Genomic DNA, 23,110 nt, shown 5'->3' with positions numbered 1-23,110 from the left:
ACGCCTCGTACGCGTCAATCCCACCCGCTCTGAGACCCCCGCCGACCTCGCCAGCCGGACTTTGCCCGTCCCCGGCGGAGCCGACCACCTGCTCGACGCACTCACCGTGCCGCACCCGGCCGCCGACCCTACGGTGGCACCATGAGCGATCCGGAGAAGAACAAGGCCGCGGCGAAGGCGTTCTACGACCTGATGTTCAACCAGTGCCGCCCCGCCGAGGCCATCGACCGGCACGTCGGCGACACCTACATCCAACACAATCCGCACGTCGGCGACGGCAAACAGGCGTTCATCGACTACTTCGAGCGCATGGCCGCCGAGTACCCGGGCAAGCGGGTGGAGGTCAAGCGCGCCTTCGCCGAAGGCGACCACGTGATCCTGCACTGCCACCAGACCTGGCCCGGCGAGGAGTACGCCGGCATCGACATCTTCCGTTTCGACGCGGGCGGCAAGATCGTCGAACACTGGGACGTCCTCCAGGTGATCCCACCCACCTCCAAGAACGACAACACCATGTTCTGATCGCTGGCTGGGACGTCACTCGCCGGTTGGCGCGCGCCCGGGCCGTCTTCAGCGTTGCGCTCGATGTGCAGCTGAGCGACGAAGAGAACGCGGCGATCGACTCCCTGTGTGAACAGGACGGTTCTTCGGCGATCCCGAGGAGGACCAACGTCGGCCTCGCCTGTCTCTTCGGAATCCGCAACTCCTACAGCTTCCGCCCCTGGCTGGGGGCCCACGCACGGAGCACCCCTTCGGGGAGGCAGGTACAGCACTGAGCGGATGCGGTGAAGCGCGCTGCTGTTCCCACGCCGTCCGCGCTGGTCGCGAGCCCGGACGGGGAAAGGATCAGCACCCGACTTCGCCGTAGCCGCTTAGCTCCAGCTCGACCGTTGCCGCAACCAGCGGAGTGCAGCTTCGCCCTGGGCCCCCTGAAACTCGCGCAGAGTCGGCAGCCCCGGTGGCGCAGCCTGGACGGACTGGTGAATGAAATAGCCGGCGATGGCGATCAGCACCGTGGTCACGTTCTCCGGATGAGCGCCCTGAGCGTCAAGGTGGTCATCAAGAAGGCCAACAAAGCGGGAGTCGAGGAGCACACGGCGTTGTCCGCTGCCCACCCTGGTGGAGCACGCTACGCCGGGCCCGTAGTCCACGGCCAGTCGGCCTGGCGGCCGGCCTCGATGAGGCCGATCAGCCGGAACGCGGTGTCCGTGAGGCCGCCGAAGGTGTGCCGGTGGGGGCCCGCGGGGCCGTGCGCGGGCTGGTACCCCGCCAGGTTCCAGGTGTAGACCGGGATCTCGGCCGGAACCGGTTCGGCCGGCCCGCGGCGGCCGCCGCGAGGCGCGGACGCGGCCTGCTCGTCGGTGACGATCAGGACCCGGTCGTGCTCCCGGTAGTGGGCGCGTACGGCCTTCGTGGTCTCGGTGCCTCCGAGACTGTGGAACCGTTTCAGCACCTCGAGCACCGGCTCCCCCGCCTCGAACCGCACCTCCGCGCTGGACCAGCCGAACTCCACCAGGTCCGCCTGCTCGGCGCGCATCGCCAACGCGGCACCGAACACGGCCGCCGCATCCGCCCGCTTCAGCTTGGACCGCTCCGAGACGGTGTCCCAGAACATGGAGTCGGAGCGGTCCACCAGGATCAGCGTCCGGCCGGGCAGGACCGGTACGTTGGCCAAGGAGTGGCCCAGCGCCCGTTCCAGCGGGTCTGCCCAGCGCGGCGACGGCGCGTGCCGGTGGGCGGCCAGGTAGCGGAAGGGGAACTGCCGGGACCGGGCGACCTCGGCGGCGTCCGCGATCCGTGCGGCGACCTGGGCGGCCACCTCGTCCGAAACCCCTGCCTCGTCGAAGTTCCGCAGGTTCCGCAGGAGCGCCATGGGCCCCATCGAGGGGATCACGGCCTCCCAGACGGCCGCGTCCATCGGTCCGTGGAGCCAGCCCGCCAGGGCCTCCCAGGTCATACCCGCCGCGGCCAGCCGCTCGGCGCCACCCGGCCCGGTCACCACGGCCCGCCGCTCGTCCGCCGGCACCTCCATCAGAGCCCGGTGCGCGGTCAACAGCCGGTCGGAGACCGGCACGACCGCCTGCTCCGGGTGGTGGCGGCGGTCCAGGGCGTGCCGGAAGAGCGCGCCCTGCCAGGGCTTTTCCGGGTCGGGGGAAGCATGCACCAGGTTGAGCACGTCACCGAAGCGGAAGTCCTTGGATGCGGTGTCGTACTTCAGCAGGGAGCGGGAGGAGTACAGCCGGCGTACGGCGTCGGCGATGCCCCGCTTCACGGGCAGCGGCACGCTGCGCCCGTACACCAAGGTCCAGTGGGCGAGCATCTCTCCCGGCTCGTCGGCGCGCTGGAGCACCGAGTCGATCACGGACCGGTTGGACGGGCCCTCGGACGACCCCGCCTCGAGCCGGGCCCTAACGTACCGGGCGGCGCCCACCAGGGACGCCGTACGCATGTTGCCCTCGCTGCGAAGCCAGCGCAGCAGGCCGGCCGTCCATACGGGGTCCTCGACGGCGAGTTCACCCACGAGGCGGGCGTACCGGTCGTCGCGCTCGCGGCCGCTCTCGTAGAAGGTCTGCTGGGAGACGAAGTTCCCGACGGCCAGCAGGAAGAGCTCCTCCCGCGGCTCCCGTACGAAGGCCGGGCCGCCTTCGTACGTACGGAAGGGCCGCCCGGCGGGCCAGTGGTGGACATCCGGTGCGAGCGGCGTACGGGCGGCCGCGGAGACGGGCGGGGCCACGAGCATCTCAGACCAGACCTTGGAGACGCGTTGGGTGTAACGAGGCAGTGAATCCCCCCGGATCCAAAGGAACGGACGCCCCGGACACAAGGTCCGACGGGGCGAAGACGGACCGCGCCTGCCGAGATCAAAAAGGGGCGGCGGCGTCACTTGGTTGTCAGAGGAAGTAGCCGCAGCCGGGCGCATCGGAGGCGCGGTCGCACTGCCAACCTATGCGGCCCACTGAACCGCGCACCAGCGATTAAACGTCAGGCCTGTTCTGGGACCTCGGCCGGCCGTCGGGTTCATCCCCCGCGGGCGCGGGGAGCAGAGTTCCTGACCTGGAACTCTATGCGGGCGAAGCGGCGTTCTCGAGCGCTTCACCGAATCCGGCAATCGACCCATGCTCTCGTCCCAGGCATGGGGGGTTGTGCGTGGGGCGATGCGCACGACCTCCGGGAGGGGGCGGCGCGCTCGACGTTCGGGCCTTGCCGACAAGGGAAAGCACTTCTGGTTCCGTGGCCGCATCCGTAGGCCGATGGGACATCCGCCCGGGCCGACGCCGCGTACCCGTACGCGGCGCGCCACGGCAAAGGGCAAAGGCAAGGAGAACTCTCTCCTCGCCACTCTCAACTTATAGCGCGCTGGGGGGCTTGCCGCAAGACCCGGGTGGTGGCGCAGAATCGGCGGCCGAGGCCACAACCTGCGGAAATGGGGGCAGGCCGTGCGGGTGTTGTTGTCGACGTATGGGGGACGCGGTGACGTCGAACCAGTGGTGGGACCGGCAGTGCGGTCGCGAGCGCTCGGGGCGGTGGTGCGGGGGTGCGCGCCGCCCGACTCGTCAGAGGGAATGCAGCCAGGGATGAGTACGTGCTCGACAAGAAGCTCGACAGAGTTGGAGGCGGCGCCGGTGATTCGATCGGCCACCGCAGTGCAACGGGACACGGCTGCCTCGGAGGTATCGCGATGATCGAGCAGTACGTGTGGGATCTGCAGGAGGCCGACGAGACGCTGGTCGCGGTCGTCGGCGGCAAGGGCGCGCACCTGGGCGGGCTGTCGCGGATCGAAGGCATCCGCGTGCCGGGTGGCTTTTGCGTGACGACGGACGCCTTCCGGCGGATCATGGCGCAAGAGCCGTCGCTCGACGATCTGCTCGATCAGTTGTCGCGCGTGAACCCGGACGACCGGGAGGCGATCCGCACGCTCAGCGAGGAGATTCGTCGGACCATCGAGGGGGTCGCCATCCCGGGCGATCTCGCGGCGGCGATCACCCGCGCGCTCGCCCGGCTCGGCGAGCAAGCCGCTTACGCCGTCCGATCCAGCGCGACGGCAGAGGACCTGCCGACGGCCTCCTTCGCCGGCCAGCAGGACACGTACCTGAACGTGGTGGGGCCGACGGCGATCCTCGGGTACGTCAGCCGGTGCTGGGCCTCGCTGTTCACCGAGCGGGCCGTGATCTACCGCCAGCGCAACGGCATCGACCACCGTACGGTCCACATGGCCGTGGTCGTGCAGCAGATGGTCTTCCCGCACGCGGCGGGCATCCTGTTCACGGCCGACCCGGTCACGGGCAACCGTAAGGTCGCCACCGTGGACGCCGGTTTCGGCCTCGGCGAGGCCCTGGTCTCCGGCCTGGTGAACCCGGACGTCTTCAAGGTGCGACACGGCGAAGTCGTCGCCAAGGCGATCGCCGCCAAACAGCGTGCCGTTCACGCCCTGCCGGCCGGCGGTACGCAGGAGGTGGCGATCGACGCGCAGCAGCAGGAGCAGCCGGCGCTGACGGATGCGCAGGTCGTGCGGCTCGTGCAGCTCGGGCGGCGGATCGAAGCCCATTTCGGCCGCCCGCAGGACATCGAATGGTGCCTGGTCGATGACGGCTTCCAGATCGTTCAGAGCCGGCCGATCACGACGCTGTTCCCCGTCCCCATCCCCGAGAGCGGCGACCAGGAGAACCACGTCTACGTCTCCGTCGGTCACGGGCAGATGATGACCGACCCCATGAAGCCCCTGGGGCTGTCCATGTGGCAGCTGACGGCCATGGTGCCGATGCACGAGGCCGGTGGGAGGCTGTTCGTCGACGTCACCCGGCGCCTGGCCGCGCCCACGAGCCGCGCCGGTCTCCTGGACGTCCTGGGGAGAGGCGATCCGCTGATCAGGGACGCTCTGGAGACCGTCCTCGACCACGACGATTTCGTCCCGTCGCTCCCGGACCCGCTCCCAGACCCGCTCCCCGACGCGGGTACCGGCGGGCCGCCGGCCGGCGGCGCGTCCGCCCCGATCGAGACCGACCCGGCCATCGTCACCGAGCTGATCGAGCGCAGCCGGGTGTCCATCGCCGCCCTGGAGCGCGACATCCGGACGAAGACCGGACCGGCGCTGTTCGACTTCCTGTTGGAGGAGGCCTTCGAGGAGCACAAGCGAGTGCTCAGTGATCCGCTGAGCCTTCAGGCGATCATGGCCGGGATGGAGGCCACCTGGTGGCTCAACGACACGCTGCAGGAGTGGCTGGGCGAGAAGAACGCGGCTGACACGCTCACGCTGTCCGCCCCCGGCAACGTCACGTCGGAGATGGGACTGGCGCTGCTCGACGTCGCGGACGTGATCCGCCCCCAGTCGGAGGTGGTGGCGTTCCTGCAGGGCGTCGAGGAAGAGGGCTTCCTGGACGAGCTGGCGAAACTCGCGGGCGGGAGCGAAGCGCGCGACGCCATCGAGGCCTACCTCGACCGGTACGGCATGCGCTGCGTCGGCGAGATCGACATCACGAGGCCGCGTTGGCGCGAGCGTCCCACCACGCTCGTGCCCGTGATCCTCGACAACGTCAGGAACTTCGAGCCGGGGGCCGCCGAGCGGCGCTTCGAGGAAGGCCGGCGGAAGGCGCAGCAGAAGGAACAGGACGTGCTGTCACGCTTGCGGGCCCTGCCGGACGGGGAGCAGAAAGCCGACGAGGCCAAGCGGATGATCGACCGGGTCCGGACCTTCATCGGGTACCGGGAGTACCCGAAGTACGGCATCGTCAGCCGGTACTTCCTCTACAAGCAGGCCTTGCTGGAGGAGGCCGAGCGCCTCGTGCAGGCCAACGTGCTTCCTGAGAAGGAGGACGCCTTCTACCTGACGTTCCAAGAACTCCACGACGTCGTGCGCTCGAACCAGGTGGATGACCAGCTCATCCAGCAGCGGAAGGAAGCGTTCCGGTCGTACCACGCGCTCACACCGCCCCGAGTGCTCACATCGGACGGTGAGGCCCTCACCGGAGCGTACCGGCGCGACGACGTGCCGGCCGGCGCCCTGATCGGCCTACCGGTCTCCGCCGGGACCATCGAGGGAAGGGCCCGCGTCATCCTTGACATGTCGGATGCCGACCTCGAAGCGGGCGACATCCTGGTCACGCCCTTCACGGACCCCAGTTGGTCGCCGCTGTTCGTCGGCATCGCGGGCCTGGTGACGGAGGTGGGCGGCCTGATGACCCATGGCGCGGTGATCGCCCGGGAGTACGGCTTGCCTGCCATCGTGGGCGTGGAGCAGGCCACCCGGCTGATCCGGGACGGGCAGCGGATCCGCGTGCACGGAACCGACGGGTACGTCGAGATCCTGCCTTGACCGAACACACCGAGACCGGGGCCGAACCGGCGTCGCTCAGCTCTGCTCGGTCTCGGTCTCGGTCTCGGTCTCGGTCTCGGTCTCGGTCTCGGCCCACGGGCGGAGTTTCTCCGGGTTGCGGACCGCCCAGATGCGATCGATGCGGTCGCCACTCAGGCTGAACGCCGCCACGGTCACGGTGACGCCGGCGTGCTGGGCGACCAGGCCGGGCCGGCCGTTGACCGTCCGTTCCAGGAGCGTCAGCCCAGGGGCTTTGTCGGCGATGTGGATCAGATACTGGGCGATGCGCCCGCTGCCCTCGACCGGGCGCAGGACGGTGCCGACCAGGCCGCCGCCGTCGGCGGTCATCGTGGCGCCGGGGTCGAGGAGGCCGACGAGGGCATCGATGTCCCTGGCCTCCCACGCTTCCTTGAAGTGCCGCACCAGACCTGCCTGCCCGGCCGCCGGACGCACCGGAACCTGCGCTGCGCGGATACGTCGACGGGCCGAGGAGGCCAGTTGCCGGCATGCCGCGGGCGTCCGGCCGACGATCTCGGCGACTTCGGCGAAGGAGTAGCGGAAGACGTCGTGCAGGATGAACGCCACACGTTCGGCCGGCGTCATCGACTCCAGTACGACGAGGAACGCCATGTTCACCGACTCGTCCAGGGTGACCCGGTCGGCGGGGTCGGCCGGCTCGGCCCTGCCGCCGCCCGCCCGCCCGCTGAACCACTCCGTACGGTCGGGCAGCGGCTCGGGTATCCATGCGCCGACGTAGCGCTCGCGCCGGGCCCGCGCCGAGCCGAGCACGTCGAGGCAGATGCGGCTGGCCACCGTCGTCAGCCAGGCGCCGGGCGACTCGATGGCCTCCTGCTGTGGCCGCGACATCGCGTACCAGCGGGTGTAGGTCTCCTGAACGGCGTCCTCAGCCTCGGCCAGCGAACCGAGCAGCCGGTACGCGAGATTGATCAGCTGGCGCCGCTCGCCGACGATCACACTCAGGCCCGGCTCGGACCGGTCATGCCCTGGCTCGGACGGGATGCTCATGGTCGTCACCGCTCCTGGTGCTTCTCGTCCGCTTCCGCTCTCGACACTTCGCCGAAACACCGCACCGGACTACGAGATCGACGCTTCGCCTCACATTTCCCGGGCCCACGTCGTCGGACCAGCGAGACACTACCGATCACCGCCGCGAGGCAGATGAGGGGACCACGACATGGCCACACAGACGACGGCGGTACGGGGCGGACTCACCTTCCTGCAGGTCGCGATCGCCTTGCAGACCTTGGCCATCTTCTGCCAGGCAGTCACCGCCGGACTGCTGCTGTCCTCGTCCTACGGCGAGGCACTGCACAGCGTCGGCGCGCGCGTGATGTACGGCGCATCGATGTTGTACGTGCTCGCCGCGATCCTGGCGTGGCGGCCGGGCGGCGGATCTCCCCGCCCGATCCTGTACGCGTCCGGCTTCCTCGTACTCGCCTCGGTACAGGTGGTCCTGGGCGTCGCGCACATACCGTCGCTCCATGTCCCCCTGGGCATCCTGATGTTCGGCCTGAGCGTCCTGGCCCTGAGCCAGGCCCTGTCCACCCGGGTGTCGGAGCGCTCCGACACCCGGCCGTAGCCGCCGCGCGACCGTCCACGGAGAAACGACCGCCATGCCGACAAGGAGCCTTCCACCCGTGTCGGTGCAGCGAGGTGAAAAGCCAGTACGGGCCGGACGAGTCCAACGACCAGCGCTACTTCGCCACTCCGGCGGCGTTCCCTCCCACCCCGCTCCTGGCAGCCGCACCGGAAGGCCGGTCCTTGTGGGTGTCAACAGGCATCCCGCGGTCGACGCCTGTGTCAACGCTGATCTCCGCGCCCACCCCTCGATGACGTCACAGGCTGCCCCAGTCGAGGAGGTCCACGGATGTTCCGGACCAGCCGCGGTGAGGTGCTCGGCTGTCTGCCAGGCCGGACTGGCGGATGCACTTCCGATGTGCCGGTGACGTCACTGCGACCTACTGGCCAACAGCCCGACTGGAGCCTCGGCGTGGATCTCGCCTGCCTCGAAGGACACCTGCTTTCCTGGGCCGGTGAGCACGACGGACGTCCCGTCGAGAGTGATGGCAGTGATCGGGCGGGTGGACCACCCGTCCACGGCAAGGTTCTCCACCTGGGTGCAGACCAGGAAGAACTCGACCGCGTTGTGTCCTTGCGCGTGCCATAGAACAGCGGCTCCCGCCGGGACGGCGAAGGCAAAGAACCTCAAGGTGACCGACGCCGCGCGTTCGTCGATGTGGACGGCGAGCAGGTCGTAGTCGGTCAGCGGCGGCGGGGGTGTGCCAAGGACCTCGCGGAGCGTCCCGGGATTGGCCACCTCGGCAGACCAGTCACGGTCAGTCATAGAATCCCCTCCTGGTCGTGGGAGGCAGCACCTGGTGCAGATGCTGGTCGACTCGGCTCACGAACCAGCGCTCAGCCGTATAGGGGTCCGCGTCGCCAGAGCGATACGCGTTGAGACGGCTCGTCTTGAGCGCGGCGTATGCGGTGAATTGCAGCGAGAACCCTGCTCCGTGCACCGCGACGCCGATCCGGCGCTCGCGGATCTGGACGAGAGGGCTGAACTCGATGTCGACCACCGTGCAGTCGGGGATACCCCGCATCCGCAGGTCCGCGCCGACAGCCATGAACTCGATCTGGGCCTCGAACCGATCGCAGCCAGCCTTGGTCCAGGCCAGGGGGGCGAGGTCCGGGAAGCGCGGAAGGTCCACCCGCAACTTCACACCGGGGCCGTAGGGGCTCAGGTGGACCGACCTGAGCACCAGGTGTTCCAAGGGTGGCAGCTCGGTATAGAGCGCGGTCAACCGCTCGGAGGGGAGCAAGAGCTCCGGCCACGTGTCGGCTGAAATGCGTGGGCTCCTCTGCTCTGGGCACCTCGCGCCCAGCGAGGCCGGCCCGATCATCGTCCAGGGGGCGGCCAGATACCTGGAAAAGTGCCGCTGAACTGGAGTGACAGGGCGGGCTTGTCGAAGGTCCTGTCACATCGCCCGAGACGGGCCTCGTTCCAGATGGAGGAGCGTAGCGGGTCCTCTCCTGGCGTCCGAATATAAGGCGGCGAGTCTGGTCCGCCCAGGCCCCGTCACCGCCGTCCAGCCTCGCCCGATGCACCGTCACCCCCCTTCGGCAATGCCCCGGTGGGATTCGAGACGGGCAGGTTCCGGCCAGGGCATCCGGCCCCGGCCAGCGGCCGCCGCCGTCGCTGGCAGCCGTCGTCGACAGACGTGGATTGGCATGTCGCGATCACTGATATCGTCGCGCCACTTCGCCGGACGTACGCCCGTGGCTGCTGACCACCTCCGCGGGCCTTGCGGCGAAGCTCACGCAGAGGGGGAAGAACAATGAGCGTGCTGGTTCACGTTCCCGCGTACCACGACGGCGCCCCGGCCAACCTGAAGCTGGGCCCGGGAGAATCCGTCCGTTTCGGCCGGGGGACGCCCGGACAACCCGTGGGGATCGGTTTCAAAGACGCGGCGATCCCGCGCATCGCCGGTGAGATCCACGCGGTGGAGGACCACTGGCGTCTGACCAACTTCAGCACCACGAGCAGCTACCTGGTCGAGAACCCGGAGGGGGCGGGCGAGTTCCTTCGCGTCGCGCCCCGCCGGATCGCGGCGCCCATCCCCTTCGAGTTCGCGCGGGTCGTCCTGCCGTCCCTCGGGGAAGCCCAGTTCTTCCAGGTGTACGCCCCGGCCCACGTCTACTGCGAGACGCCCGAGCGGCCGGACCTCGCCGGGGACGCGACGCTCGCGGCCTTCTCCCTGGACGAGTCGGCCACGTACTTCCTGATCCTGGTGGCGCTGTGCGAGCCCAGGCTGCGGGACCAGTCCGTGTCGGCCGTACCGACCACGCGCCAGCTCGTCGAACGGCTCGGCGGGCTGCCCGGCTGCCAGGACATCAGCGAACACTCGGTCAACTTCCACATCGACTACCTCGCCCGCAGCAAGCTACGGGTCCGCAGGTCGGCGGCCGAGGGACAGCGGATGAACGGCAAGCGCGAGGCCGTGGTCTCGGTCGCCATCCGCTTCGGGCTGGTCCAGGAGGAACACCTCGCCCTGCTGCCGCGCCGCATCCCGACCACCCGGAAGCCGTCGTGAACGCCTCCCCCGACTCCCCCGACTTCCCGGACTCCCCCGACTCCGCCAACTCCCCCGACGCGCCCTACGCCCCGGGCACGGTGGCCGTCCCGCCCGGATACCGGATCGGGGAATGGGAGGTGACCGGTTTCCTCGCGGCGGGTAGCTGGGGCAGCGTCCACCTCGCCCGCCGCATCGAGCCCGCCGCGCCCGGTGAACCGACCGAGGCAGCCCTGAAGTTCCTGTCCACCGCCGGGCTGGCCCCGCGCCAGGCCAGGGCACTGGCCGAGACCGCGGACCGGGAAGTCGCCTTCAGCCGTTCGGCCGCCCACCCGCACGTGATCCAGATCTACGACACCGCCGTGGTGTCCGATCCGGAGGAACCCGCCTTGGACGGCGCCGTCGTCCTCGTCATGGAACGCGCCGAGCGCAGCCTGCTCGACCTGTTCGCAGATGCCTCCGGCTACGACGCCGACGCAGTGCTCCTGCAGCTGGCGGGCGCGCTCGCGCACCTCCACGAATCCGGCTGGGTCCACGGAGACCTCAAACCCGGCAACGTGCTGCTGATGGCGGACGGTTCCGTCCGCCTGGCCGACTTCGGACTGGCGACACAGCTCGAGGGCACCCACGGCTACGCGCCGCCCCTCGGCTCCCCCGACTACCTGCCGCCGGAACGGCGTACGGAGGAGGTCAGCCACCGCGGTGTGCTGACCCGGCCGGCCACGGACGTGTGGGCGTTCGGGATCACCGCGCACCAGGCCCTGACCAACGGAGGCTTCCCCTTCGCCGGAGCGACGCCGGTGTCCCGGGGCGCCGCGGTGCAGGAGTACGCCGCCGACCGGGCGCGGTTGCGGCTCGATCCCGAGGTGTCCGAACTCTGGCGTGCGGTACTGGCCGACTGCCTCTCAGCCGACCCCGCGGTGCGCGCCGGACACACCATGCGGTCCCTGCTGCCGAGGATCGAGGAGGCCGCCGCGCACGGCGCGCCGCGCGGCCGGGGTCCGCTGCGCCGCAGGCTCCGGGGCCGGGTCGTCGCGGCGGTGGTCGCGGTGGTCGTCCTCGCCGCGGTCGCCGGCGGCCTCGGCCTGCTGTGGCCGTTCGACAGCGCGAGGGCCGCCGCCACGGTCCACGTCTACAACATCGACGGCAACTGCAAGGCGCAGACCGAACGGGTTCCGGCGTGCAGCCTGGGACTGGCCCGCGACCCGCACCGCAAGTACGACGGGATGAACGTGGTGACCCACCGGGTCTGGCACGGGGACGCCCTGGAGACGGACTGCGTGGTCAACGACGGGGACCGGGTGGAGGACGAGCTCGGCGTCGGTACCCCGCGGTGGTACAAGATCCGGCTCGACGACGTCCCGGAGGGCTACGGGTGGCTGCCCGCGGTACGCACCCGGGACGACCCGGGCGTGCCGGTGTGTCCAGCGGCGTCCCCGGGCTGAGCACGCCCAACGGGCCGCAGAGCGCAAGCCCGCGAGCTCGTGGCCCCCGAGCCCCCGGGGCCGGAGCGGAATCCGGTCCCAGGGGGCGGTGGCGGTGTCGTCAGACGATCAGGCAGGTGTCGACCCCCGGCATCCAGGCCGGCCCCTGGAGGTAGATGTTGGTGATCCAGCCCCCGTAGTCCGGAAGGTAGGACCAGGCGTCGTTGGTCGTCCCTTCGGCGGTCACGCTCTGGCCGTGGACCTGGCAGGAGACCCGTACGCTCGTCCCTCCCGCGATGGTGGCGACGACCCCGCCCGACGTATTGGCTTGCCCTCGCACGTTCAAGGCGTCACCCCACGTCATGAACGAGGCCCCGTTCCCGCCGCCACCGGCAGCACAGGTATTGACCCCCGGCATCCAGGCCGGCCCCTGGAGGTAGATGTTGGTGATCCAGCCCCCGTAGTCCGGGAGGTAGGACCAGGCGTCGTTGGTGGTTCCCTCGGCGGTCACGCTCTGGCCGTGGACCTGGCACGAGATCCGTACGTTCGACCCTCCCGCGATCGTGCCGACGACCCCGCTCGAGGTATTGGCCTGAGCCCGCACGTTCAAGGCGTCACCCCACGTCGTGAAGGTGGCGGCGCCGTCCTCGGCCCACGGCTTGTAGTACTTGACCGTCAGGTAGTTGACGCCCGGCGGGACGGTCGCGCCCTCGGGCAGGAAGTGGGTCGTGTCGTCGTCGACGATCTTCAGATAGCGGTACGGGGCGAAGTAGCCGTCCGACCAGGCGTAGCGCTTGTGCTTCACCGGAGTCGCACCGAAGTCGTACGCCCAGTACTCGCTGTGGTTCCCGTCCACCCACATGTCGAACAGGCGCGTGTGCCGCTTGTTCGTGTCGCTGTCGAAGTGGATCAGGACGTCCCCCGGCTTGAGTTCCTCCTTGCCCTCCGGTTTCATCAGGGCGCTCTGGGCGAGCGAGCCCCCGGGCACCGTCACCGCGTAGCTGTGGCCGAGCATGAGGGCCATGGAGACGAAGCCGGAGCAGTCCGCGCGGTAGTAGCCCTTGGGGCCGTCCGGCGCGGTGGAGTCCTCGCATCCGCCCGGCCCCGTCCAGGTGTTGGCGATGGTGCCGATCCCGGTCAGGTAGCACTTGTTCGAGTTGTACGTGACGACCGCCTGGTCCTGTGGCTCGCCCGGCTTGCGCTGCTGGGCGTGCTCGTACCAGCCCTGGGCCCGGGCAAGGACCTCCGTACGCGTGATGGGTCCTCCCGTGTGGGCGCCGCCCGGCGGGACGGGCGCCGCGTGGGCCGGCGTCGCCGACAGGCCGGGCAGTCCCGGCAGGCCCGGGGCCCCCAGGGCCATCGCCGCGATGAGGACGACGACGATGCGCCACGGCGCCCACCACCGCGTCCAGGCGGTATCTGCCGGCCGCCTGCCGGAACGGTTCCGCACGGCCGTCATCCCTGGAAGTCCGGCGCGCAGTCCGGAACACCCGGAATGCGTCCCCAGTTGACCCCGTAGCTCATGGCGGTGGCGGGAACCCAGCCCCAGCCCTGCTGGTCGTAGGCGACGTCGCCCTGCGTGTACAGCCAGTAGTTGTTCTTCCCTCCGCCCAGCTCGGGGTTCTCCCGCCCGATCGCCTGGCAGACCACCCAGTTGTTGCCGGCGTACAGCTCCCCGCTCAGGCCGGCGGTCGGCCAGCGGGTGTCCAGCACGTGGGCCGAGGTCCAGGTCGGGCAGGTACGGGTCGAGAAGGTGCGGCCCTGGTAGTCGCGGACGGTCGGTCCGCCGCCGCAGCTGGATCCCGCGGCCTGCGCCGCGCCCGCGGGCAGAGTGATGGCTCCGGCCGCTGCCAGCAGCGCGGTCGTCGCGACCGCGCCCAGGGCGCGGCGGATACGGGAGCGTCCTCCGGTGGTGGCTCGGATCCGCGCGGGAGAACCGGAGAAACGGAGACCTGACATCTGTGTTCCGCCTTTCGGGGGTTGATGTGTGACCGCCATGCAAGCGCCCCGAGCGGCCCGCGCCCACCTAGAACGTTGCAGGTACCCGCGGGCCCGGCGGCCCTGCACAGTCGGGTCGTCGCAACCCGCCAGGAAGGAGCCGGCAGTGAAGAGAGCAGCAGCGCGCACAGAGTCGATGCCGCCCCGCACCCGGACGGCGCTCCGCCGCATGGCCGGCCGCCTGCTGACCGGGCTGACGCTCACCGGGCTGACGCTCACCGGCTGCGCCGCGCAACACCGCACCCCACCCGAGGCTCCGTCACACCGCGCACTGACCTCCGACGAGCAGGACACCCTCACCCGGGCGGAACACGTGCTGGTCGAGGCCTGCATGCGGGCCCAGGGCTACGAGGGCTTCCCGCTCGACAGTCCCGACAGCCCCGACGCGCAGCCGGTGCCACCCCGACCCGCCCGTCTCGCCCACGTCCTGGCGGACCGCTCCTGGGCAGCCGAACACGGCTACGGCATCGCCGAACAACGGCGGTCCGGCGCCGGCCCGGGCAGCACTCCGGCCAGCCGGTACGCGCAGAAGCTGCCGGAGCCCGACCGCCGCAGGTTTCTCACGGTCCTCTACGGCAAGGAACGCACCGGGCTCAGCGCCCGGCTGCCCTCCGGCACCGTCACCGCGAGCGACCAGGGCTGCACGGCGCGGGCCCGGCACGCCCTGTACCGGGACCTGCCGCACTGGTTCACGGGCAAGGTCATCGACGAGAACCTCACCGCCTTGACCGGCACCCGGCTCCATGCCGAACCCGCCTACCAGGCCGCCGCCGCCCGGTGGTCCGCCTGCATGCAGACGCACGGCGTGAGTGCCGCGTCCCCGGGCGCGCTGAAGGCGCGCCTGCCCGAACTGCTCGCCGGGGACGACCCGGCGGGCACCACCGAACGCCGGATCGCCGTCACCGAGGCCGAGTGCGCCGCCGACAGCGGGCTGGCCGGCGTCGTCGACGGCCTCGTGGACCCCCTCACCGAGGAGGTCCGCGCCCCGTACCGCTCCGACCTCGACACCTATCGCCGCCTCCAGCTCCAGGCCCTGCCCAGGGCCCGGGCGGCGGCGCTCCGCTGAACCCTTCTCACAAGGAGATCCGCCATGCGCCTGCGCACACTCATGACCGCACTCGCCGTGTCCGCCCTCGGCCTCGGCGCCCTCACCCTCACGGCCCCCACCGCGGCGGCCAGTGCGCAGTGGATGCCCTCCAACTGCGGTTCCGGCAACTTCTGCATCTACGACAACCAGAACTTCGGCGGCCGGATGTGGGCCTGGGCCGGCAACAACGACGACTACACCCGCAGCGGCGCCAACGACCGCGCCTCCTCCTGGGCCAACAACGGCATCGACGACGGCTGGGCCCGCGTCTGGGTCTTCCAGAACACGTCCTGGGACCACCAGTACGGCAACCTGCTCGCCTGCCTCGGTCCCGGAGAGGCCTACGCCTCGCTCGACGGCTCCCAGGACAACCAGGCGTCCGCGCACACCTGGGAGCAGCGCTGCTGACGCGCCCGTACCGACCCCATCCAACAAGGGAGCAAGTCCCCATGACCATCGCCAGACCACTGCGGTCGACGGCCAAGATCCTCGCGACGGCCGCCCTGACCCTCGCGGCCCTCGTTCCGGCGACCGGAGCCCAAGCCGCCACCGGCTGCACCCGTGACACCGCGCCGTCCGGCGCGGCGATCTTCTGGTGCTCCAACGTCTACGGGGCTCCGGTCTACCAGGGGAGCAACACCGGCAAGATCGTGGGCTGGATGTACAGCACCCACAGCTGGTTCGCCTGCCGGTACGACTACGGCGCCGACATCGGGGGGCCTCACCCGCACCGCTGGCTGTACACCCAGGCGGACAACGGGGCCTGGGGGATGATGCGGGACACCGACATCTACAGCGAGACCGACCCGGTCCAGGTCTGCCCCTGAGCAAGCCGGGAGGTCCGGTCCCGGCGCGGACGTACCACCCGCGCCGGGACCGCCGGTACCGGGTGAGCGACGAGCTGCCGCCCACCCGCCTTCGGCTCGCCGGCACTCCTCCGACCAGCTTCGGTGCCCTGGGAATCGCCAGCGGTCGAGTCCCGCTTTCAGGGGTGTTCGGACTGGGCGAAGAGCCTGCTGGCGACGGGTCCCAGGGCCGTGCCGTAGCTGTAGGCGGCGTCGCCGCTGACGTTCACGGCGACCACGGTCCCGATGCCCGCCGGATCGAGGTCGACGATGTACGGGACGCCACTGGATCCGACGCCCATGAGGCGCACCGAGTATCGGTTGCCCTTCTTCGTGGAGCCTTCGTACGCCGCCAACGGGGCAAGTAGGCCGAACGGGTTCTCCGGCCGATGGGCCCGCCTGTCGGGGCGGGGGCCCCTCGGGCCACCCGTTACCTTGCGGTCCGTGGTCCCCATCTCCCGGAACACAAGCGCCGGTGTCCTGCACGGATCGTCGGCAGACGACATCGCCCAGCTGGCGGACGATCCCGCGCTGAGCGCGGTCATCGTTCCCTACGGTCGGCGTGCACCGTGGCTGGACGAGCTGGCCGGGCTCGTGGCCGGGGGGCGGTTGGTCATCCCCCGCACCACCCTCGCCTCGGTCACCCCGCACGGGTTCGCCGACTGGGCGCACACCGCCCTGGCCGAGGCGCCCGCCACAGTAGCGCGCCCTCTTGTCGAAGACATGACGGAGATCCTGACGCGGGTCGTGGACACGGCGCGGACGGGCCACGTGATGGTGCGCGTGTTCACCGAGGCCCCCACACGCCGGTGCGGCTTCCACGTGGACACGGTGCCGCCGCAGAGTCCCACGGTCGGAGCGGTGCGGGTCTACAACGGTCCGACCACCGAGTACGTGGCCTGCGAAGACGTGCTGGGCATGAGCGACTTCTACGCCTACCTGGCGCGCCGGGAGCGGCTGTCCCACCTGGCGGAGCGTCACGCCGAGGGCAGCGCCGCCCGCGACGCCACGCTCGCCGAGCTGTGCGCCATGGACGAGAGCCCCTCGTTCCTACGACCGGGCGCCGCCGTCCGGCAGGTGCCACGCGACACCACCGTCTACTTCCGGCATCTCGACGTACGCCGGCACTGGTCCCCGCATCCGGTGAGCGACGTGTGGATCCACCGCTCGCCCATGCGCGGCAGAACCAGGCTGGTCCTCAACGTGTCACCGGCGCGGTCGGTGTCGGCGAACCCCCGTCGGGGGTGAGCAGCACATGGGTGAGGTGCTCGGGCAGGGATCCGTCCAGGGGGCGCAGCAGGCTGAGCACCCGGGCCCCGGCCCGTGCCGGCCCGTGGTTCGCACTGAACCAGGCCCGGGGCCGCTGTCCGGCACCGAGCACCGCCCGCACCGTCTCCACCGCATCGTCGTCCCCGTCGAAGAACGCCCCGGTGAACGGATTGACGTAGTGCCATCCGCCGATGATCTCCCGGTTGACGACGACCGGCACATCGAGGCAGAGCGCTTCGGCCAGCACTCGCGGCGACGCATCGAGTACGGCCGGCACGAACAGACAGCCCGCACCGGCGATGACCGCGAGCAACTGCCGCCAGCGCAGCGGCCCGACCAGCCGTACGCCGGGGATCGGCTCGGCCTCGGCCGGTGGGTCGACCACCAGGATCCGCAGCTTCGTCTCCCGGGCCAGCCGGCGCAGACAGCGCGCGGCGAGAGGCCAGTTCTTCGCCTCCCCGCGCCAGGGCTCCCGGCCGGACACGTGCACCACGTCGGCGGCGAGCCGTGGCGCCACCCCTGCTGCCCCGCCCGCCGCGGCCACCCGCGCCGGATCCACGCGGAGCGGGTCGGTGAAGTCGGATTCGCCGGTGCGCAGACGAGGGCCGGCCGGCGGCAGGAAGCGGTCCGGATCGCGGAAGCAGTGCATCCACGCCTCGCACAGCAGTCCGTAGTCGCGCTCGTCGCGCCAGTGTGCCCCCGGAAAGCCCAGATAGCTGGTGGCGCCGGCGAAGCGGTTGCCGGCGCGGGCCAGTTCGGCCAGGCGCAGGTGGTGGGCGCGCGAAACGATCGGCGCGCGGACCATGACCCAGGGCAGCTCCTCGCCGCCCGGCCCGGTCACCCGCAGGAAGGGTGTGCCCACAACAGGGTTCACCAGTCGAACCTCACTCGAATCGGCACAGAGCCACGGCAGCACCCACAGGAGAGGCCATGACCCAGCCCATCAGACGCGACTTCTTCACCGATGGCAACGGCGGCACGCGGATCGAGATCTTCGACGAACTGAGCGAAACCGCGAAGGCGGCTCTGCACACCTTCTTCCGTCGGGTCGGCACGCCCCACCTGATGGACGAGGTCGTGCTGCCGCTCTTCGGCGACGGCGATTCGCAGGTCTTCGCCGCCGTCCGCGACCGGCCGTGGCCGCCGTGGGGGCTCGGCGCCCGCAACATCGTCGCCTTCGTACAGACCCACCTGGTCGGCGACGGCTGCTGGGGACTGAGCCCCGTGCACGTCGCCGACGAGGACCTGACGAACGTCGGGCTGTGCGCCGCGGTGTACAAGGAAGCGTTGGAGACCCTGGCCGTCGACCCCAACGCCGAGGTGCACTACCTCCTCGCCGAGGGCTCGCGGCTCGCGGACCTGATCCTGCGCCGCGTCGGTTTCGAGCGTACGGAGGACGCGTTCCTCACGGAGGCCGCGCGCTACCTCACCTACCGCGCACCGGCCGGCGAGCTGTTGCAAGGTCTCGGGCTGGCCGAGGCCGACACGGTCGACGTGCTCGCGGGCGCCCTCGACGACGATGTGTTCGAGCTCAACGCGGCGTTCCACAACACGATCTACCTGGGTTCCCGCGCGGAATGGGTGGTGGACCGGCCGTCCGTGCCCTCCGAGATCGCCCGCCTGGTGCGCGGCGGCCACTACAGCAAGCCGGCCGGTGTGCCGACGGGCACCGGCCGCTACGAAAGGGATGCGATCGCAGAAGTGGCCCAGGGCGTACGGCAGTTCCTGGCGGAAGCGGAAGCGGACGAGTTTCGCGCGTACGTGCTCAGTCGGGAATCCGAGTTCAAACCGGCCACGGTCCAGATGTCCGGGGCCACGGATCCGGTGGTTGACGAACGCGTGCGCAGCAGTCTCGTCCTCGACGAACTGGGCCCCTACGAAGCGCTGTTCACGGAGCGCATCAAGGAACACCTCCAGCAGGTCGGAGGTCGTATGAATCACCCGGCGTTCCCCCTGGGCCGTATTGAACTGCAGGTGACAGCCAACGGCGACCGGGACTACTTCGGCATGCACCGCGACAGCGACGGCGGGGACACCCGCGAGCTGAGCTTCGTGTACTTCTTCCCGGGTGAACCCCGCCGGTTCTCCGGTGGGGAACTGCGGGTCTTCGAGACGGTCCTGGAAAACGGCACGGTGGTCCCCACGGACCGCAGCCAGACCATCGTTCCGCGCGCCAATCTCGCAATGTTCTTCCCGAGCCGGCACGACCACGAGGTGCTCCCCGTCCGGGTGCCGAGCAAGTCGTTCGCGGACAGCCGATTCAGCGTCACCGGCTGGATCCACCGGCAGTGAGCGACGCTCCGGGCGGACGGGAGGCCGGCCCTCGGCAGACCGGACCGGAAGCCGTCGCCTGGGCCGTGATCGGCCAGGTGGTTCTCCCGTCCGGCCAGGCACGGCCGGCGGCGCGCGTCCTGCACCACGCCCCCTTCCCCAGGGTCGCGGAGCTGCTTGCCCGCGGCGTGCGCACCGATGCCCACGGTGTACGCGCCCGGTACCTGTTCGCCTCGGCACCGGCGGCGGAGGCCTTCCGGGCCACGCAGGACCCCACGCTGAGCCGTCTCGGGCCGCCCGTCACCGGCCCGGTGCGCGCGGTGCCTGCGGCCGCGGCCGATGCGCCCGTCATCATCGTCTCGCCTCCGCGTTCGGGCAGTACGGCTCTGTTCGATGCCCTGGCCCGGCACCCGGCTCTGTGGACGATCGGCGGGGAGAGCGAGGGTGTGATCGAAGGCGTTCCCGCGCTCCACCCGTCGGCCGGCGGGTACGCCTCGCATGCGCTGGGGGCGGAGCACGCCGACCGGCACGGCGGGACCGTGCGCGCGGGGTTCCTCGCAGAGCTGCGCGATGCGAGAGGCCGGAACTGGCTTGACTGCGGCGGCCCGCAGGCCCCGCCCCCGAGGCTGTTGGAGAAGACCCCGGAGAACTGTCTGCGGCTCCCCTTCCTGCTGCGGATGTTTCCCGATGCCACCGTCGTCCATCTGCACCGCGACCCGCGCGACACTGTGGCCAGCATGGTGCGCGCCTGGACCCATCCGGCCTTCGTCAACATCCCTGACCTGCCCGGCTGGCCCCGGCGGGCCTGGCACCTGCTGCTGCCGGCAGGCTGGCGCAGATGGGCCGACGAGGACCTGTCGCGGATCGCCGCGCGCCAGTGGGCGGCCGCCGTGGACGCGGTACTGGACTGCCGTAACGCTCGGACGGCCGGCCGCTGGGTGGACGTCGACTACGCCGCGCTGAGCGGGGCCCCGGCCCGGACGCTCGGGTGGCTGGAGCGGGAACTCGGGCTGCCCGCCGGACCACCGGGACGGGACCTGCCGCTGTCCGCCACGACGATCACACCGCCGCGCCCCGGCAAATGGCGCCTTACACCCGGCTTCGACCCGTCGGCCCTCGACTCCGTGACGCGGACCTGCCGACGCCTCACGAACGGACGTCCATCGATGCCCCAGGCGACCCGCGACCTCCGTCGGCGCCCTTCCTTCGTGTGCTGGCTCGCCGATCCCGGCACGGCGGAACACGATCCCGCCGTACTGCCCGATCTCGGGCACGACGAGGTCCTCGATCCGGCCGTGGTGCTCCAGGGCGGGGTCACCATCCCACTGAGCCTCGTACGCCGTGCCCGGTTCCGGGACCGATTCCTGCCCGACCTGCCGATCCTGTGGACCGACGACCCCGGCACCGGAGCGCTCGCGCCGTTCTGGACCTCTTTCGAGGAATTCTGGGTCCTGCGCGCGCTGGTCCCGGGTCGGCCGCTCCCGCCGAACCTTCCCCCTCGTCTGCGCACCGCACTCGCCCGGGCCGGCGCCCTGGGGTCGGCGGAGCGACGCGCGCGGACGGCTGCCCGGGCCGACGCCGTCGTGGCGGCCGCCGCCGCGGACTTCGAGCACGCCGACATGTGCCGGATCGACCACATGGTGCACCCCCGGCACCGCGAGGCCCTGCTCGACTACTACGAACAGCTCATCGCCACCGGTTCGTGGCCCCTGGGAGACGCGCAGGTGACCGGCCGCTACGGCTGGCAGAACGAGTCGCTGTCCCGCTTCTTCCACCACCAGTTCCGCCCCCTGGTGGGGCGGATCGCCGGCCGGCCGGTGCGCCCCTCGTACTCGTACGTGTCGGCATACCGCGGCGGCGCGGTCCTGGGCCGCCACGTGGACCGGGAGCAGTGTGAGTACACCGTCTCCCTACTGCTGGGGGAGTCGGGTCCGGGCATCGAGGGGGGCTGGCCGCTGCACCTGGGGACCCCCCGGGGCGAGGTGTCCGTCGTCCAGCGGCCCGGCCAGGCCGTCCTCTTCAGGGGAACACGGCTGCCGCACGGACGCCCGCCGCTGCCCGACGGCAGCACCCACACCTCGCTGCTGTTCCACTACGTCCCCGCCGAGTTCCGCAGGACCCTGTACTGAAACGCCTACTGCACATCGAGGAGGCCGATGCCACGTGCCTCGGCCTCCCTGACCTGGGGAGCAATGCGCTCCCACCGCGTCACCGCCCGCCGTCCGGCCGGCGGGGCGGCGCGCAGGGGGGTCCGGGTGAATCCGTCCGGCGCCGGCCCCTGCCCGAACATGACCGCTGCTGCCTCGGCCGTCAGAAGCATGTCCCATACGAGGTGGATGCGGTCGGCGGGCCCGCCGTTCTCGGCCGCGTGCACGCACCCGTGGTTGACGAGGTAGACCGCCCCGGCCTCCAGGTGGTGGACGTCCCCGTCCAGCAGCAGTGTCGCCGCGGGATGAGTCATCAGAGGCAGGTGGAAACGGGCCCGGATGCCCACCGCGCCCGATCGCGCGCGTACGACGCTGTGTTCCTCGTGCGCGGCCAGCGACGCGCCCGGACCCAGCACGTTGACCCGGAAGTTGACCAGGTGCGGCAGGGACCCGATCAGCGCGGCCAGGGCTGGGTGGTGCGCGCCATGGTGGAAGCGCTTGCCGAAACAGGACAGGTCGTGGTCGCGGGAGAAGTCGTCGCAGCGCCCGGAGGCGTTGAGCAGGCTGAACTGCTCGACCCGGCCGCGGGGGCCGGTCCATGCCGTCACATGTCCGGGGGCGTCCGCCGACGAGGAACGCTGCCGGGTCCTCAGCAGCGCCACGTCAGCGCTCAGCCGCGCGGCCGTGGCGGCGTTGGTCTCCATCAGCCGCAGACAGCGAATGCCCGGACGGTGGTAGTTGGCATCCCGGATGCCGTCGAGGACCTGTTGCAGGCCCTGCACGCCCTGCACGCCTTGGTCCAGGTACTGATCCCGCGCGATCGGCGGCTCTTGGGCTGTCAACGGAACGGGCACCTCTCCAGGAGCAGGTCAAGGTCCGGTAGCCGTGCCGGGAGCGTCGCGAAATCGGCAACCTCCCCCGAGTCCAGCCCGCCGCCGGTCCGGCCGACGGGCACGGGCGGGGGTACCGGCACCCCGACCGAGAGGAAATAGTCGTGGAACTTACTGCCGTCGCCGCTGGGCAGGTCCCGGTAGCGGATCCACACGGCGGGAATGCCGTACGCGTGGCTCAGGATGATCCCGTGCAGGCTCGACGAGGCGACCAGAGGGGCCCGAACCAGCTGCTCGACGACGTCTTCCACCGGCTGCTGCACATCGACGAGCCGCCAGCCGTCCGGAGTGCCGCGCTGGGCCTGGGCCTTGTCAGCGAAGTGCGGGACGACCACCGGACGCCGCCCCGTGCCGCGACCGCCACGGGGCAGGTATCTGGGCACCAGCAGGGCGGGGTCCCCGTACACGGGCGGACAGGAGGCGCCGGAGCGCAGCGCCGCCTCCCGGGTCAGGGGGCCTCGTACGGCGACCAGCTCGGACCGGGGGTCGATGTCCTCGCCGGCGTGCATGACGCCGGCTCCCCAGACGACGGCTCCCGGCCCGGCGAGGGAGACCACGCTTCCGGTGACGAAGTGTTTGAGGCCGGGCGCGTGCGGTGCGACCCACCGTGCCGGCGCGCCGCAGATCCGCCGGACCAGCCAGGGAGTGAGCCTGTCGCCGACATTGCCCTGACTGGGAGCCCGGCACCAGAAGGCGGGCACAGCCTCAACCACGTCGCCCACTGTAGCGACCGGACCGCCCTGTTCATCCGTACCTACCACGGCGATGTCGCCTG

The 23,110-nt window shown here is 70.8% G+C and carries 22 protein-coding genes; 11 read left to right on the top strand and 11 right to left on the bottom strand.

Translation table 11 applies throughout. The features are described from left to right. Positions 1-141 precede the first annotated feature (141 nt). Entirely contained in the window at positions 142-522 is a 381-nt protein-coding gene (locus ACFWB8_RS08390) for a nuclear transport factor 2 family protein (protein ID WP_385223709.1), read from the top strand. A 350-nt stretch (positions 523-872) separates the two neighbouring features. Here ACFWB8_RS08390 and ACFWB8_RS08385 read toward each other — a convergent pair whose 3' ends face one another. Both ACFWB8_RS08385 and ACFWB8_RS08380 read right to left on the bottom strand, forming a co-directional pair. Next, positions 873-1,094, bottom strand: coding sequence for a hypothetical protein (locus tag ACFWB8_RS08385; RefSeq protein ID WP_385223708.1), 222 nt, complete (start codon positions 1,092-1,094; stop codon positions 873-875). A gap of 35 nt (positions 1,095-1,129) precedes the next feature. Beyond that, positions 1,130-2,740, bottom strand: coding sequence for a TROVE domain-containing protein (locus ACFWB8_RS08380; protein WP_385223707.1), 1,611 nt, complete (start codon positions 2,738-2,740; stop codon positions 1,130-1,132). 939 nt (positions 2,741-3,679) lie between these two features. Between ACFWB8_RS08380 and rph the strand changes: the two genes are divergently transcribed. Further along, positions 3,680-6,310: a rifamycin-inactivating phosphotransferase gene (gene rph, locus ACFWB8_RS08375; protein WP_385223706.1), complete on the top strand. Its 2,631-nt coding sequence runs from the start codon at positions 3,680-3,682 to the stop codon at positions 6,308-6,310. Positions 6,311-6,346: 36 nt separating this feature from the next. On the opposite strand, the gene sigJ is transcribed toward rph, so the two are convergent. After that, on the bottom strand, positions 6,347-7,336 hold the full coding sequence (gene sigJ, locus ACFWB8_RS08370; RefSeq protein ID WP_385223705.1) for an RNA polymerase sigma factor SigJ: 990 nt from the start codon (positions 7,334-7,336) through the stop codon (positions 6,347-6,349). Positions 7,337-7,505: 169 nt separating this feature from the next. On the opposite strand from sigJ, the gene ACFWB8_RS08365 reads away from it, so the two are divergent. Next, entirely contained in the window at positions 7,506-7,910 is a 405-nt protein-coding gene (locus ACFWB8_RS08365) for a hypothetical protein (RefSeq protein WP_385223704.1), read from the top strand. A 369-nt stretch (positions 7,911-8,279) separates the two neighbouring features. On the opposite strand, the gene ACFWB8_RS08360 is transcribed toward ACFWB8_RS08365, so the two are convergent. Together ACFWB8_RS08360 and ACFWB8_RS08355 are read right to left on the bottom strand one after the other, a co-directional pair. Beyond that, positions 8,280-8,675, bottom strand: coding sequence for an Imm50 family immunity protein (locus tag ACFWB8_RS08360; protein ID WP_385223703.1), 396 nt, complete (start codon positions 8,673-8,675; stop codon positions 8,280-8,282). Beyond that, a complete protein-coding gene (locus ACFWB8_RS08355; protein WP_385223702.1) occupies positions 8,668-9,135 on the bottom strand; it encodes an Imm50 family immunity protein in 468 nt (155 codons plus the stop codon). The genes ACFWB8_RS08360 and ACFWB8_RS08355 overlap by 8 nt, the downstream gene beginning before the upstream one ends. Before the next feature lie 534 nt (positions 9,136-9,669). Between ACFWB8_RS08355 and ACFWB8_RS08350 the strand changes: the two genes are divergently transcribed. Beyond that, positions 9,670-10,425 (top strand): serine/threonine protein kinase, encoded by a 756-nt coding sequence (locus ACFWB8_RS08350; protein ID WP_385223701.1) that lies wholly within the window; start codon positions 9,670-9,672, stop codon positions 10,423-10,425. Next, positions 10,422-11,849 (top strand): serine/threonine-protein kinase, encoded by a 1,428-nt coding sequence (locus tag ACFWB8_RS08345; protein WP_385223700.1) that lies wholly within the window; start codon positions 10,422-10,424, stop codon positions 11,847-11,849. Before ACFWB8_RS08350 ends, ACFWB8_RS08345 begins: the two co-directional genes overlap by 4 nt. A gap of 100 nt (positions 11,850-11,949) precedes the next feature. Here the strand turns inward: ACFWB8_RS08345 and ACFWB8_RS08340 are convergent, their stop codons facing one another. After that, complete coding sequence (locus tag ACFWB8_RS08340) at positions 11,950-13,278, bottom strand: hypothetical protein (RefSeq protein WP_385223699.1); 1,329 nt, start codon at positions 13,276-13,278, stop codon at positions 11,950-11,952. 5 nt (positions 13,279-13,283) lie between these two features. Beyond that, positions 13,284-13,787 (bottom strand): hypothetical protein, encoded by a 504-nt coding sequence (locus ACFWB8_RS08335; RefSeq protein WP_385223698.1) that lies wholly within the window; start codon positions 13,785-13,787, stop codon positions 13,284-13,286. A 145-nt stretch (positions 13,788-13,932) separates the two neighbouring features. Here ACFWB8_RS08335 and ACFWB8_RS08330 point away from each other — a divergent pair, with 145 nt between their 5' ends. Genes ACFWB8_RS08330 through ACFWB8_RS08320 form a run of 3 tightly spaced genes read left to right on the top strand, consistent with a single transcriptional unit; the run spans position 13,933 to position 15,740 of the window. Then, positions 13,933-14,892, top strand: a complete 960-nt coding sequence (locus ACFWB8_RS08330) for a hypothetical protein (RefSeq protein ID WP_385223697.1) — start codon at positions 13,933-13,935, stop codon at positions 14,890-14,892. Between the two features lie 24 nt (positions 14,893-14,916). Beyond that, the gene (locus ACFWB8_RS08325) at positions 14,917-15,321 is read left to right on the top strand and encodes a peptidase inhibitor family I36 protein (RefSeq protein ID WP_385223696.1); all 405 of its coding nucleotides are present in this window, start codon (positions 14,917-14,919) and stop codon (positions 15,319-15,321) included. A gap of 41 nt (positions 15,322-15,362) precedes the next feature. Beyond that, positions 15,363-15,740: a hypothetical protein gene (locus ACFWB8_RS08320; protein WP_385223695.1), complete on the top strand. Its 378-nt coding sequence runs from the start codon at positions 15,363-15,365 to the stop codon at positions 15,738-15,740. Positions 15,741-15,898: 158 nt separating this feature from the next. Here ACFWB8_RS08320 and ACFWB8_RS08315 read toward each other — a convergent pair whose 3' ends face one another. Next, the gene (locus ACFWB8_RS08315) at positions 15,899-16,114 is read right to left on the bottom strand and encodes a hypothetical protein (protein ID WP_385223694.1); all 216 of its coding nucleotides are present in this window, start codon (positions 16,112-16,114) and stop codon (positions 15,899-15,901) included. Between the two features lie 88 nt (positions 16,115-16,202). On the opposite strand from ACFWB8_RS08315, the gene ACFWB8_RS08310 reads away from it, so the two are divergent. Beyond that, positions 16,203-17,006: a hypothetical protein gene (locus ACFWB8_RS08310; RefSeq protein ID WP_385223693.1), complete on the top strand. Its 804-nt coding sequence runs from the start codon at positions 16,203-16,205 to the stop codon at positions 17,004-17,006. Here ACFWB8_RS08310 and ACFWB8_RS08305 read toward each other — a convergent pair. After that, complete coding sequence (locus ACFWB8_RS08305) at positions 16,957-17,901, bottom strand: hypothetical protein (protein ID WP_385223692.1); 945 nt, start codon at positions 17,899-17,901, stop codon at positions 16,957-16,959. The two genes, ACFWB8_RS08310 and ACFWB8_RS08305, sit on opposite strands and share 50 nt — an antisense overlap. 56 nt (positions 17,902-17,957) lie before the next feature. Here ACFWB8_RS08305 and ACFWB8_RS08300 point away from each other — a divergent pair, with 56 nt between their 5' ends. Together ACFWB8_RS08300 and ACFWB8_RS08295 are read left to right on the top strand one after the other, a co-directional pair. After that, positions 17,958-19,319 carry a 2OG-Fe(II) oxygenase gene (locus ACFWB8_RS08300; protein WP_385223691.1) on the top strand — a complete coding sequence of 454 codons (1,362 nt, stop codon included), beginning with the start codon at positions 17,958-17,960 and terminating at the stop codon, positions 19,317-19,319. Beyond that, entirely contained in the window at positions 19,316-21,427 is a 2,112-nt protein-coding gene (locus ACFWB8_RS08295) for a sulfotransferase family protein (protein WP_385223690.1), read from the top strand. The genes ACFWB8_RS08300 and ACFWB8_RS08295 overlap by 4 nt, the downstream gene beginning before the upstream one ends. Before the next feature lie 5 nt (positions 21,428-21,432). On the opposite strand, the gene ACFWB8_RS08290 is transcribed toward ACFWB8_RS08295, so the two are convergent. Next, entirely contained in the window at positions 21,433-22,287 is an 855-nt protein-coding gene (locus ACFWB8_RS08290) for an aspartyl/asparaginyl beta-hydroxylase domain-containing protein (RefSeq protein WP_385223689.1), read from the bottom strand. Beyond that, a complete protein-coding gene (locus ACFWB8_RS08285) occupies positions 22,284-23,048 on the bottom strand; it encodes a polysaccharide pyruvyl transferase family protein (RefSeq protein ID WP_385223688.1) in 765 nt (254 codons plus the stop codon). Before ACFWB8_RS08285 ends, ACFWB8_RS08290 begins: the two co-directional genes overlap by 4 nt. Positions 23,049-23,110 lie beyond the last annotated feature (62 nt).

The organism is Streptomyces sp. NPDC060031, assembly GCF_042736805.1.
Classification (GTDB): domain Bacteria; phylum Actinomycetota; class Actinomycetes; order Streptomycetales; family Streptomycetaceae; genus Streptomyces.
Note: the sequence above shows the minus strand (reverse complement) of the source record. Positions and strands in the feature narration are given on the sequence as shown.